Raw genomic sequence first — 12485 nt, forward strand, 5'->3', positions numbered from 1 at the left:
GAGCGTGTGCGCGGTCAGGCCGCGGATTTCTGAATGCTGAAGAAAACGGGGTACACACCAAACGGATTGGTGCCGAGCACGGCTTCCTTGTCCGCCGGCTTGGTCTGGTACCGGAACGTGATCGTGTAGCGCTGCTTGCGCGGCTTGAAGCCGTCTTCGGCCGTCGTGGTCACGAACTCCACGACCACAGTGCTATCCGGCAGGCTCGCGATATTGATGAACTTGGGTTCGCGCGTGAGCGTCGGCGACGATGTGACTTGCCTGAACGGTTCATCCTCATCGACCCAGGCCTTGAACTGATCTTTGGCCGACCCGAGCATCTGCTCGCGCACGGACCGAAGGTTTGCGGCCATCCGCGAAGATTCGATCTGGGGTGTCAGGATCGGCTCGATGGTGAACCAGCGTTGCACCAGGTCCTTGAGCGCCGCCTGCACCTGACGCTCGTCAGGACGAAAGGCATCGAGTTCACGGGTAATGGGCTTGCCGGTCACATCCGAAGACACGCCGACCACCTTGACGACCGATGGCGGCGGATCACGCGTAAGGATGGCTGCCACTGCGATCACGCCCAAGCCGACGGTTGCCAACTTCCAATGATTCCGGTCCACGCTGATCCGCGTGGTACGGTCGAAGATGACTTGCTCCGGGCTCTCATTGCCATACATCCCCGGTGCAACGGTCAGGGGCTTGGCTTTGTCGGAAGATTTGCTAAAAAGGCGCATGCTGCGGCAGTCCAATTTGATGCCGCCCATTGAATCAGCGAATGCCCTTCGACTTCCGTCCAAAAGCTATGCGATTTCGCGTAGCTTTCTGAAATTCTGAGATCGGCGCGAAAACTCGCCCCCTCCGATGCACCGTCGCTCTGAGGCGAGCCTACCTAGAAAGGCGATACAAAAAAGTGAGCTTTCTAGGATTTTGTGATGAGCGTGCTCAGACTTTTGACGCCGATTCCACTTCACTCGCTACTGCTCGGCATCAATTCCTGAGAAAGCTCGCCAAAATCGCATAGCTTTCAGCAGCCCATGATTAACGTACCCCGCCAACAATACGGGGCATGGAATCTCCGACCAACGACCACCCTCTTCTGCAACTCACGCAGCTGGCTGAAAGCGCTGTCTCGATGTTCTTCGAGTCGCTCGCGCCGCTGCACGACGTCATTCATGCTGCGGACGTCGCAGAAGTCATGATCAACCGGCATGACAGCATTTGGGTGGAGCGTCGCGGCATCCTGACAAAGCTCAACGTGGTGCTTGAGCCGTTCAAGCTCGAAGGTGCGGTCCGTGCCCTGGCCTCTTCCGTAGAGAAATCGGCGGTGCGGGGTACATCTCAGGGCATTATCAACGCCGGTCACAAGGGCTTGCGGATTGCTGCAGTCATGCAACCAACAGCGATAGACGGCCACGCTCTGAGCATCCGGCGGCACCGGGAAACGAATCTTACGCTTGAGGACTACGCGAAAGCTGGTGCCTTCTCATTGCGCAACGCAACGACGCAGGATGAAGAGCCGATCTTCCTTGGGAACGAAGAAGACGAATCCCTGGCGCGCGCCCTTGAACAACTGATGGTCCGCCGCAAGAACGTCATCGTCGCCGGCGGCACTTCCTCCGGGAAGACAACATTCCTCAACGCATTGGCAGGCAAAGTCCCGGTGACAGACCGGGTCCTGACGATCGAAGACACGATGGAACTGAAGCTGTCCGTACCGAACCTCGTGCGGCTGCTCTCGAACGCAGACAAGGGAGTAACAACCCAACATCTTGTGGCGCTGGCCCTACGCTTCCGCCCAGATCGAATCTTTGTTGGCGAAGTGCGCGGAGGCGAAGCCTACGACATGCTACAGGCACTCAACACCGGCCACGATGGCGGCATCGCCTCCCTGCACGCCAACAACGCTCGCTCCGCGCTCTCCCGCCTTGAAAGCATGGCGCTTCTTGGCATTCCAGCCGGTTCCGGCTGGAAGCTCGACGACATGCGCAAGCTGATTGCCGATTGCATTCACTACGTGGTGCACATGAAACGAACCGGCGAAATGCGTCACGTCTCGGAAATCATCGAAATCAAAGGTTTCCGCGACAACGACTACGACATCAAACGCGTCTTCTAACCAACGGAGTCTTCCTCGAAATGCAACTCGCAATCCATCCGCGCGTACGCGCCACCGCCCGTAAGTACGCACCGTCAGCCATGCTGATGATCGGCATGATGGCCGTCGCCACATCGGCGGTCGCTGCCGACGATTCGTTCCTTGGCAATCTCGGCAACTTCATCTGCGGCCTGGCGACCTTCATCAACACCAAGTATCTCTTCGTGCTGGGGCTCATCGTGATCGTGCTCGGCGCGATTGCGTATGCCAATGCCGAATCCTCCCTCTCGAAGTTCATCTCCGGCGCTTGCGTGGGCATTGGTCTCGCCGCCGCTGCACCGTCGATCCTCAAGACGCTGAACATCGTCGCGTCCTGCACAGGCTTCTAGCATGCGCAAACACCACGTGAGCATTGGATTGTCCATGCCGCAGCTGATCGCTGGCGCGGTGCGGACCCTGGCCATCGCCAACGGCACGATCACCGCGTTGCTGATCTACGTCACTTACCGGAGTGGCTGGCAAATCCCCGTGACGTTCTTCGTCCTGGGCTTGAGCGTACACGCGCTGCTGGCATGGCTGACAAGCCGAGATCCGTGGTGGAACCAGATACTGAACCTTTACAACCAGTACGGCGACCTCTACGAATCACTCCCTTGGCACGGGAAATCGCACCCGGTCTTCCGTCGCCCCTATGGATTTGACAGCGACCTGCCATGCTGAAACTCAAGCGACGCCCACTGGCTGAGATTGCCCCGTGGCTCACTTCGATCACTCCCGAACTCATCCTGAACAAGGATGGCTCGTTGCTCGCCACCTACGAATTCCGTGGCGTAGATGCGGACAGCGCTGACGCAAGCGATATCACATCCGCCCGTGAGCAACTCGACCAAGCCTGCCGCTCGTTTGACAACCGCATCACTGCATGGTGGCGCCTCACACACCGGCGCACCAAAAGCTACGTCGATGGCGAATTCAGCAATGGCACAGACGCCCGCCTTAACGCCCTTAATCAGGCGCACATGACAACCGGGCGCTATTTCCGGAACGTGCATTCACTGAGCATTGCCTATACGCCCGAGACCGGTGTTGCCAAATTCTTTGAAAAAATTGGCTATCACATGACGGTTGGGGGCAAGAAGGTCTACGGCGCCATTATCGAAGCTGCCAAGGACACCGTGCTGTCCCGCAGCGCATTTGCGTTTGACATGGAGCAAATCCGCTCCGACACGCGCCGCTTCGAGGCCATGCTGGATGCCTTCACGGGTGGGATTCCGCGCATCAAGCCGACGCGCCTCGCGATGCAAGAAAGTTACGAGGCGCTTCATCAGATTGCGAACCCCAGCGTCCCCAGTCGCCGCATCCGATTCCCCGTCACGTTGCTGGACACGCATCTGAGTGAGTCCGAGATCACCGTGGGCGCGGAGCGCCTGTTGTTCGAGTCGGCACACGGCAAGCGCTATGCAGCGATTGTGGCGGTGAAGGAATGGATGAGCTTCCAGGAAGCCGCGCTCGACAGCCTCTTGCAGGTGGACGCAGAGTTGGATATCTGCATCATGTTCCGCTTCCTAGACACCGCGCGGGCCACGGCCTACATCGAGAAGGTGCGCCGTTTCTACAAGATGGCGGCCGTCAACCTCCGCTCCATGGTCAAGCAGTACGTCGCCAAGGAGGAGAACGAGAATGATGAGGGACGCGAGGAGCTCGCCAAGGAAGCTGGCAAGGCCTTGAAACGCTTGACGGCCGAGGGCGTCCAGCATGGATTCGCCAACATCTCCATCGTCATTTACGCGGATACGGAATCGGAACTTGAGGATTCTGTTAGCGAGGTGGTCGGCACGCTGACGAATGCCGGCTTCGGAGCGATCCGCGAGAAAACCAACCTGATGCCGGCGTGGAACAGCACGCTTCCCGGGCGTTGGGACAAGCAACGGCGTTTGCAGTTTGTCGAGACCCCAGCAGTCTCCGATATCGCACCGGTGCGGTCGGTACTCGAAGGCCCAATCCGCAATGCATGGCTCTCCGAGAAAACCGGTACCGAGGTGCCGCCGCTCACTTGCCTGCCGACACAGCATCGCACCCCTCAGCGCGTCGACATGCACCAACCGGGCGGCAACGGCCACCTTTTCGTCATCGGTCCCATCGGCGCCGGAAAATCGGTATTCCTCAACTTCCTGGTGTCGCAAGCGGACCGGCACGGTGCGCGCCGCATTCGCTTCGACAAGGATCGCTCCACACGCATTCCCACGTTGCTGAGCGGCGGGGCGTTCATCGACGTCACCGGCAAGTTCCAATCGAGCACGCCGGTGAATCCGCTTTCTCTGTTATCTGACCCAGGCAGCTTTACCTATGTCACCGAATGGCTAACCCTCGCGATCGAGGATGACACCTTCACGCTTTCGCCGCAGCAAAAGCAGGACATCTTCGAAGCGGTGAAGTTGGTCGCAAGCTACTCGCCTGATCGCTGGACGCTCAGTTCGCTGTCCACGCTGCTTCATGCGGATCTGCGCGAGCGCCTGCAGATTTGGCTTGTAGGTGGTCAGTATGGCCACTTCTTCGATCACGTCGAGGATGCCTTCGCCGTAAGCGACAACCTTTGCATCGAGTGCGGCGAGCTTTTTCAGAAGTTCCCGCGCGCAGCCGCTCTCTTCACCGACTACGCGTTCTATCGGATCAGCCAGTCGATGGACGGTATCCGCTACACCGTGATCGAAGTGGAGGAATGCGGCTTCTTCTTCCAGAACGAGCGCTTCTATAAGCGCTTTGAGGACTGGATCACCACGATTCGGAAGCTCAACGGTTCCATCTGGGCCGCTACGCAATCCTTGCGACAGATCGCTCGTGTGGCGAACTTCGAGATCCTCAAAGAGAACATCGCCAACTGGATCTACCTACCCAACAGCCAGGCAAAAACGACCCCTGAACTGTACGGGGAGAAGTTCGGCCTGACCAAAGACCAGATCCAGATGATATCCGACGCGGTCCCGAACCGTGACTACCTGTGGATTGTAGCCAGTACCAACCAGACGCGGATGCTTCAGACGGCATTCAACGATGAAATGGTTGCAATGCTGCGTTCCGATGGCGTCGCCCAATCTATCTGCGACACACACCACGCATCGGGCGAGCCCGATTGGCAGGATCGATACGTGCGCGAGATGCTCACTCGCGCAGCCTAACCAGGGAGCACATAAAGTGAAGAAGTGGATCGCAAACATCGCCGTCGCCGCGTCGGTCTCCGTCGCATCAACCGCACACGCCGCTCTCCCGGTCACGGATTGGGTAGGCCTGGTTCAAACCACGATCTCGGCTCTGCAGTCGATCAAGTCCGAGGTGTACGAGAACACCAACATCGTCTACCAGTACCAGATGATGGCCAACCAACTGCTGCAGGCCACCGGTCTCGATCCCGAGGCGATTATGGAGCAGTTCAACAGCATCAAGGACGAGATCGGCAAGTACGAGGTGTACGGCACTACCCTGAAGGACCTCTATGGCACCGTGCAAGATAACGCCGACTATTTGAAGAAGATTCAGAGCATGGTCGTTTCCTCTGGCAAGACAAAGGAACAGTGGTTTGAAGATCAGCGATCGCTCCTGACAAATGGGGACAAGACCGCGAAGGCGCTGTTCAACCTTGGCGAGCAGATCTTCAAGAACACGCAGTCTGTCGCAAAGCGTCGCGAGAAGATCCAGTCCCAGATCAAGCTTTCGCCCACCGCGCAAGCGACGGCGCAAACAACGAACCAGATGCTCGATGTTCTGGCCAGCCAGAACTCTGATTTGCTCCAGCTTATGAGCGTTCGCGCCCAGGCTGATGCTGACAAGGACCAGCAGAACGTTGCCAAGGAAGCGCAGAGCGCCGATGCCTTGCGCGCGATTACCGCGGCGCAAGATGAGGAGCTGAAGCAGTTGCGCGCACGGGTCTTCTCCCGCAAGTTGCAAGGCAATTGATAGAGGATTACTCAATGTGGTTCGCTCGCGTCATCGTGCTTTTTATCTCCGTACTTGCGCTGCACTCCGGCGCAGTCTACGCCCAAGCCTCAGGCCCCGACACGGGAACAGAAGCCCAGCAATCAAGCAAGCCATCCGTGGGTCTGGGAGCACAAAAGGGCACGATAGGTGAGTCCATCCGGAGTTGGCTCGAGCAGTTCACTTCCTTCCGGACAGGACTGATTTCAGGCGCTACCACGTTGAGCAAGACTGTAAAGCCGGACGCAGACAAGATCGCATTCGGGTTGGGCATCGTTACGCTGACGCTGGCTGGACTTCGCTTCGCCGCTACGTCGGATCCAGTATCAGCGTGGACAGACTTTTTCGAGACGATCCTACTGCTTGGCATCTTCGCGTCGATCTACGCTGGCTATGACAAGTTCGGACCTGGTGTCTACGATTACTTCCAGTCGCTCGCCAGCAAAATCGCTGGGACCGATGCTACGACGCCCGGCCTTACGCTTGCCACTGTCGGGGCAGGATTCATGGACTCGTACATTGAATCGATGTCAGCTGCCCAGGGCATCAGCGATGTGCTGAAGATCATCTTCTCCAGCATTTTCCTTGTCATAGCCTTTCTTTTCTGTGCGGCTGCCGCTTGCTTGTACGTCATCTTCATTTCGCTGGGCGAGATCTCCGCGGCGGTCGGCATCGTCATTGGTCCCATTGCCGTGGCCTTGGGTCTATCTGAGTACACCCGCCGCTACTTTACTTCTTGGCTCGATTTCATGATCGGCGCCTCCATGTACACCGTCGTTGCAACGATCATGGCGAAACTTGTCTCCAGCGCTCTCGTTTCGACACTTGTGGAGCAAAAGGGAGTCGGGACGGCAACTTTGGCGGGGGCAGCATACGCAATGAGTGTATCTATCTTCATGCTTATCGTCGCGTTGGAGCTTCCCAAGATTGCCACTGGAATCTTCGGTTCGGGGGGCGGCGTCAGTGGTGGTGGCGCAATGCGGATTGGCCTGAAGGCGGCTGGCGGGCTCGGCAAGTTTCTCTCCAAAAAATGAGCGCACACACCCACCAACCGCTTGTTCCCGCGGCCCTCCTCTCGGTACATGAGAGCCGTATTGCGTTGATTCGGCAGTACGCTAATGAGACAACCCCAGCGGAGTTCGACGACAAATGGTTGAGCATCCTCATCCGGTGTGCAGAGTGGTTTTCAAGCGTGCCGCTTCGTCCTAACGAGCATGCGGAGCCCGGCGGCGCCTTTCGTGCCACGATCGAGGCTGCGTACTTCGCCATGCGGCTTTCAGGCGCGCAGAAGTTCGGGGCGAATCAGCCGTCGGAGCGCCGGCGACTGCTGGAACCCCAGTATCTCTATGCACTGTTCCTGGCCGCATGTTGCTCGCGGCTTGATGAGCCATGTCGCCATTTCCAGTTCTATCGCGACAGCGACGGAACCGAATGGATCCCGGCCGCTCACGGCGCTTTCTCTGGCTGGATCGGTACAAGTGGCTATCGTGTGTCACGCCGTGAGAACGCTCTACCGATGGAGCGAATGCGCACTGCCCTGCTCGCTCGTGAGATTCTCGGCACGGAACGCCTGAGCAGCTTTGACAGCCAGGTACTAACCGACCTCTTTGGCGCTATCAATCCTGATCCGCGTCCTAGCGGTCTCGAGTCTCTTTTGCACAAAGTGGCCCGCCAGGCCATTGAGACCCTGACGACTTTTGAGATGAAGGCCCGTAAGGCGGAATTTGTACCGGACTCGACGCCGGCACCGGCCGCGGAACTGCTGGCAATGGCGGAAGGCGTTTCCGCTCCCAGTCCCTCTGCCACTGCGGCAACCCCTTCCGCCGTCCCATCGGCCGCGCCAAAACAATCGGAGGCGTCGACTGCCGCATCGAGTAGCGACATTGATTCTCCGTCTACACCAGATGCACAGGAACCCGACTCGCGGAACGTTTTGCAGTTGGACGGCGCGCGCTCGCTCCGCAAGGACGCTGCAATCGATGACCCATTCAAGGCGTTGGCTGGAACGTCCAATCTCATGCGCGAGTTTTTCAAGGCGCTTTCGCAAGACGTTACCTCAGGCAAGACCAAGGTCAGTCGCGTCGACGGGAAAGTGGCCATCAGCAAGCGAATGCTCGGCAACTACGGACTGGCATCTGACACCTTGGTTGAACACCTCCGCAAAGGCAAGCATCTCTATCGGGTCGATGGACAGAGCATTCTGCTAGTCGACGAAGTAGGAAACCTCATTGCTCCGACCGCGTCGTGATGAACCAATACATCAACCATTTCCGGCCGATCTATGAGTTCCGTGCCGCGCTCGGCTGGAGCCTTGCCGCAGTATTGATCCTCTGCAGCGGCATGCCCAACGCGGGATACTTCGCGTTGCTTTGCCTGGCAGTACTGATGTTCCGCTCGACCCAAGTCTGGCGTGCACTGAAGTTCAGGCTCGCAATTTCTACCAAGTGGCTGACTGTGGTCAAGATTGACGCACTGCTTGATGAGAGCCGTCAGCTGCGTTCGAAGGACAAGGACGAGGATGCGATGTACCTCGGGACGGGCTACGAATGGACGCAACGACACTGCCAACTCGCCCACGACATCCTGCGAATGCCGTCCACGGACATCCCTGGTCTGCCTAAATGGCTGCCAAAGGAGACGGTACGGGCAATCGAAAAGACATTCGCTCCCGCTGGCAGCATCGCCGACCACTCGCCGCAGGGCAGACCGTGGATTGCCGGCCTAGAAACAAGCAAGCAGCCCGTGCCATTTCACTACAAGGCCATGGGAGGTCACACGTCGATTAGCGGTACGACCGGCTCAGGCAAGACGCGTACTTTTGAGCTCATCTGCACGCAGGTTATTCACAATCCCAACGACGTGTTGATTGTGTTCGACCCTAAGAACGACGCAGACTGGGTTGCTCGATGCCGACGAGAATGTGAGCGTACAGGACGCAAGTTTCTTTACTGGAAGCAGGCGGCACCGTCGCAGTCCATTCGTCTTAATCCCGTAGAGAATTGGTCACAGCCATCGGAGATTCCGACGCGCATCGCACAGCTCATGGAGGAAGGTCCTTTCCGACAGTTTGCGTTTCTTTTTATCGATCGTTCGGTCAAGGGTGAACTCTACGTAGGCGACAAGCCGAATCTTCGTTCGATCCTCCAGTACGCACAGAACGGCATCAATAACCTTCTTGAGCGCGCACTGCAACGCTTCTTCCCTGAGGCCGGAAAGCCCGACTGGGACGAAGAGGTCGCCGGATATATACAGCAAGTGGGACAGAAAGGCGGCGGCACACGCCTGGACGCTATGGTTCGGATGTACATCGAGCGCTTCGCAAACGTTGGCAAGGGCCACGAGTCCATCGACGGACTCGTCTCGACGTTCCAGCATGACCGGGACCACTACGGGCGAATCATTGCGTCTGCTCTGCCGCTGCTGCAGATGCTGGCCACCGGTGAAACCGGGTTGATGCTCGCGCCGAAGGCCGACGACTTCGACGACGACCGCGAAATCTGGGATATCGACAAGGTCATCAAACAGAAGGCGGCCCTGTACATTGGTGCTGACTCCCTGTCCAACTCGATGGTGGCCCAGGCTGTCATGTCTATGCTGCTGGCGGACACTGCGTCTGTCGCGGGGGCCATCTACAACTTCTATGCCAAGCCGCCAGAGATCGTTCTGGTTGTTGACGAGGCGGCCGAGGCGGTGAACGAGCAGTTGCTTCAGCTGTTAAATAAGGGGCGCGGCGCTGGCTTCAAAGCCTTCATTGCTTACCAGACCCGCTCCGACTTCACGGCCAAACTTGGAAACGTGGCCAAAATGCAGCAGGTATTGGGCAATTTGAACAATCAGATCGTCTTACGATTGGAAGACGTCGACACCGCTCAGTGGTTTGCCGAGAAAGCTGGGACTACCGCAATTCGAAACCTGGTTGTCTCCAGTAGCACGAGCACCGGCACTGAAGCCCACGTCGGTGAGTTCACTGGTTCGGTGTCGAGGTCCGCCCAGCTCGAAAAGGTCCCGCTTATTCCGCATGACCTCCTCATGCAACTACCGAACCTTCAGTATTTCCTGCGAATCTCCGGTGGCGCCGTCTACCAGGGTCGTATTCCAATTATTCAGGACTAACCATCCATGCGAAGCAGTCTGTTCCGACAAGTTGTCAAGGAAAACAAGCTCTCAGTGAAGTTCGCCCCAATCTTCACGCTATCGCCAGATCTCGATGATGTCTGCACTCGTGTGGTCGATTACATCGGCGTCAACTTCCGTGTCCGTGATGAACCTCTGGTCAAGGAAATGCTATTGGATGCCATCACAGCCTGGCGTGCAGCGCGCAAGCTCGGTGACCCAAATGTCGCATTCATGCAGGGGCTGTTCGCGCGCTCTCATGACCTCTATGAAAAACGCTATGCCGCGTTCAAGGGGGAAAGATACAACGTCTGGGACCCGTTCCACGAATCCATTCCATCGTTCGAGCAGCGCCAGCCTGATGGGTATGTCTGCCAAGTTGTGGAAGAACGCGTGCCGGGTACGGTCACACAGCGATGTGCGGCCTTTCAACTGGCCGCTCGTGTCCTCACTGGTTATGCCTTTTCCCGCTACTTCGAGAGCTACGATGTCGCTGGCAAGTTTGCACACTGATGCGCGCCGGGCCGCGCTGTATTTCCGACAGGCTCCGGCCCGAATTGCTGCCCGAATCTGCGGGGTGGAGACCTCTTTGGCGCTAGCCATGCACGAGTGGCTCACGTCGACGTCGCCTGCCAAAGGTGAAAGGCCGATGGAGTTCGCTGAGGGCGCCGCGCCAGCGTGCTTCGCTCTCGTTCAGATCGCCGTTATCAAGCCGGCGATGTTTTGGGCGGCAATCGTAGCCATCCCGTCCCTTCCCGTCCTGCTGGCATTGCGATGGATCTAGATCATGGCTAGCAATAGCAGATTCGCTTCTCATGTTCGTCTGTGGCTCATCGTCTCGCCTTTGATGATCTGCACGTTGGCACCCTTCATTCAGGACCAGACAGCGTTTGAGATCAGCGAGGCCGAGCAAACGTCCGCGGAGCGAGTACTCGGTCAAAGAAAGGCGCAAGGTGCGGTTTCTCTTGCGAACGCGAGATTCCACAAGTGGTTCATTGAGACCGGTGCCGTTAAGGCCTCATTCTCCGGTTCCGATACGTCGACGGCAGTCTCGGACGGTGGCGCATCTGATTTCGGCCGCGGTTGGATGAAGCACTTTTGGCTGACTATTTACAGAGGCTTATACCGCGCTGGCGTGGCCTACCACTGGTTGTTCGGCGCGCTCGTCCTTTTGCTGGCCATATTCAACGACGGCTCTGTGACTCGGAAGATCCGCGCCGCCAGTGCCGGCTTTGCGAATCCTGTGTCCTTCCACGTTGCGGCGCACGGGCTGATGCTCTGCTTCGGGCTCGGTGCTTCAGCATTGCTACTCCCTGTTTCACTGCTTGCCAACTGGTGGACTTACGTCGTCTGCCTAGTTGGCCTGCTTTGCTGGCGCCTCGCGGCGTCCTTCCACGTCGGCAAATAGTCCGGCCGCTTACTGACTACATGGGCCATGCCCAGGAGAACTCATGACCACGACCGACCTCACTCCCAACGAAGACCTGCCCGTGGATCCGGCGGCGACCACGGCCTCGCCCACCAATCCAAGCACGCTCGGCGCCGTGGATACAAGCGGAGACGTCGAGCACGAACTCAACGAGATGGAGGCCTCCGCCGATGCACTACGCAAGGAAGGCCTGATTTCCACGGCTGATCACGAGCAACGCAAGGCGGAGGTCGAGCGGACCCGAAAGCTCTTCCGCGAGCTCCAGCCTGAACAACGTCAGGCAATCATCCGCCGGCGTCGTGAACTCGGCATGCAGATCCTCGATCGCGAACTTGCGGGCGCCGCAGTTGTTCCGATCGCGTTGAAGTTGAACCACACGCGCCTTCGTCCGCTCTTCGAACAATGGTGGCCGTACATGAACCGCATGTCGCTGAACCTGCAGCGCTTCGGGCAAAGCACATTCAGCCGCACCGAGCTGTCCACGCTGGAAACCTACTTTGAGCGTGAGCTTGCCAAGCTTGAGGACTACGTCGACGAACAACTGCAGGTCGCCAAAGCCTATCGTGAGCAGCGTGAGACCGAAATGCGCAGCAAGGCGGAGATCGTCTTCGTACCGACCATCCAGCGTCCTTCGCTCTCAATCGAAGTCCAGGCGTACTCGCGTTTCGCCGTGCGGGCACTGCAGGTACTCATCAAGTTTGACCAGACCATGGATCAGTTCGACTTCATGGTCTGGAACGGCATTCGCGACCAGAGCGACGTCAATGATGAGGTCACCCGATTCTTGCGCAAGTTCCAGCCCCTCGGCCTGCGCAGCTACACGACGCACCTGAAGCTCATGACAACGGTCCGCGGCATCTAGTGTTTCTAGCCAGGCTGTGGTGGCACCAA

At 58.1% G+C, this 12485-nt stretch carries 12 protein-coding genes; 11 read left to right on the forward strand and 1 reads right to left on the reverse strand.

Going from position 1 to position 12485, the window contains the following annotated elements; translation table 11 throughout:
• Window positions 1–14: 14 nt before the first annotated feature.
• Window positions 15–722, reverse strand: coding sequence for a VirB8/TrbF family protein (locus D769_RS12845; protein ID WP_040011027.1), 708 nt, complete (start codon window positions 720–722; stop codon window positions 15–17).
• Window positions 723–1054: 332 nt separating this feature from the next.
• On the opposite strand from D769_RS12845, the gene D769_RS12850 reads away from it, so the two are divergent.
• The 11 genes from D769_RS12850 to D769_RS12905 all read left to right on the forward strand — a co-directional run bounded on the left by D769_RS12850 (window position 1055) and on the right by D769_RS12905 (window position 12456).
• Window positions 1055–2104 carry an ATPase, T2SS/T4P/T4SS family gene (locus D769_RS12850; protein ID WP_008645666.1) on the forward strand — a complete coding sequence of 350 codons (1050 nt, stop codon included), beginning with the start codon at window positions 1055–1057 and terminating at the stop codon, window positions 2102–2104.
• A gap of 20 nt (window positions 2105–2124) precedes the next feature.
• The gene (locus tag D769_RS12855) at window positions 2125–2472 is read left to right on the forward strand and encodes a TrbC/VirB2 family protein (RefSeq protein ID WP_008645667.1); all 348 of its coding nucleotides are present in this window, start codon (window positions 2125–2127) and stop codon (window positions 2470–2472) included.
• 1 nt (window position 2473) lies between these two features.
• The gene (locus D769_RS12860; RefSeq protein WP_008645668.1) at window positions 2474–2803 is read left to right on the forward strand and encodes a conjugal transfer protein; all 330 of its coding nucleotides are present in this window, start codon (window positions 2474–2476) and stop codon (window positions 2801–2803) included.
• Window positions 2797–5259 (forward strand): VirB4 family type IV secretion system protein, encoded by a 2463-nt coding sequence (locus tag D769_RS12865; protein WP_008645669.1) that lies wholly within the window; start codon window positions 2797–2799, stop codon window positions 5257–5259. Before D769_RS12860 ends, D769_RS12865 begins: the two co-directional genes overlap by 7 nt.
• A 16-nt stretch (window positions 5260–5275) precedes the next feature.
• A complete protein-coding gene (locus D769_RS12870; RefSeq protein WP_008645670.1) occupies window positions 5276–6034 on the forward strand; it encodes an entry exclusion protein TrbJ in 759 nt (252 codons plus the stop codon).
• A 14-nt stretch (window positions 6035–6048) separates the two neighbouring features.
• Window positions 6049–7086: a type IV secretion system protein gene (locus tag D769_RS12875; protein ID WP_008645671.1), complete on the forward strand. Its 1038-nt coding sequence runs from the start codon at window positions 6049–6051 to the stop codon at window positions 7084–7086.
• On the forward strand, window positions 7083–8300 hold the full coding sequence (locus D769_RS12880) for a TraI domain-containing protein (protein WP_008645672.1): 1218 nt from the start codon (window positions 7083–7085) through the stop codon (window positions 8298–8300). Before D769_RS12875 ends, D769_RS12880 begins: the two co-directional genes overlap by 4 nt.
• Window positions 8300–10165 (forward strand): conjugative transfer system coupling protein TraD, encoded by a 1866-nt coding sequence (traD, locus tag D769_RS12885; RefSeq protein WP_008645673.1) that lies wholly within the window; start codon window positions 8300–8302, stop codon window positions 10163–10165. Before D769_RS12880 ends, traD begins: the two co-directional genes overlap by 1 nt.
• A 6-nt stretch (window positions 10166–10171) precedes the next feature.
• A complete protein-coding gene (locus D769_RS12890) occupies window positions 10172–10678 on the forward strand; it encodes a hypothetical protein (RefSeq protein ID WP_008645674.1) in 507 nt (168 codons plus the stop codon).
• A 274-nt stretch (window positions 10679–10952) separates the two neighbouring features.
• Window positions 10953–11573 carry a DUF4400 domain-containing protein gene (locus D769_RS12900; protein ID WP_008645676.1) on the forward strand — a complete coding sequence of 207 codons (621 nt, stop codon included), beginning with the start codon at window positions 10953–10955 and terminating at the stop codon, window positions 11571–11573.
• Between the two features lie 43 nt (window positions 11574–11616).
• Window positions 11617–12456, forward strand: coding sequence for a hypothetical protein (locus tag D769_RS12905; protein ID WP_040011025.1), 840 nt, complete (start codon window positions 11617–11619; stop codon window positions 12454–12456).
• Window positions 12457–12485: the final 29 nt, after the last annotated feature.

The sequence above is a fragment of the Cupriavidus sp. HMR-1 genome (assembly GCF_000319775.1).
GTDB lineage: Bacteria > Pseudomonadota > Gammaproteobacteria > Burkholderiales > Burkholderiaceae > Cupriavidus > Cupriavidus metallidurans.

Coding starts and splice junctions, on each gene's coding strand:
- D769_RS12875 (WP_008645671.1), top strand. CDS start 6,049: ATGTGGTTCGCTCGCGTCATCGTGCTTTTTATCTCCGTACTTGCGCTG.
- D769_RS12865 (WP_008645669.1), top strand. CDS start 2,797: ATGCTGAAACTCAAGCGACGCCCACTGGCTGAGATTGCCCCGTGGCTC.
- traD (WP_008645673.1), top strand. CDS start 8,300: ATGAACCAATACATCAACCATTTCCGGCCGATCTATGAGTTCCGTGCC.
- D769_RS12850 (WP_008645666.1), top strand. CDS start 1,055: ATGGAATCTCCGACCAACGACCACCCTCTTCTGCAACTCACGCAGCTG.
- D769_RS12905 (WP_040011025.1), top strand. CDS start 11,617: ATGACCACGACCGACCTCACTCCCAACGAAGACCTGCCCGTGGATCCG.
- D769_RS12855 (WP_008645667.1), top strand. CDS start 2,125: ATGCAACTCGCAATCCATCCGCGCGTACGCGCCACCGCCCGTAAGTAC.
- D769_RS12860 (WP_008645668.1), top strand. CDS start 2,474: ATGCGCAAACACCACGTGAGCATTGGATTGTCCATGCCGCAGCTGATC.
- D769_RS12880 (WP_008645672.1), top strand. CDS start 7,083: ATGAGCGCACACACCCACCAACCGCTTGTTCCCGCGGCCCTCCTCTCG.
- D769_RS12845 (WP_040011027.1), bottom strand. CDS start 722: ATGCGCCTTTTTAGCAAATCTTCCGACAAAGCCAAGCCCCTGACCGTT.
- D769_RS12900 (WP_008645676.1), top strand. CDS start 10,953: ATGGCTAGCAATAGCAGATTCGCTTCTCATGTTCGTCTGTGGCTCATC.
- D769_RS12890 (WP_008645674.1), top strand. CDS start 10,172: ATGCGAAGCAGTCTGTTCCGACAAGTTGTCAAGGAAAACAAGCTCTCA.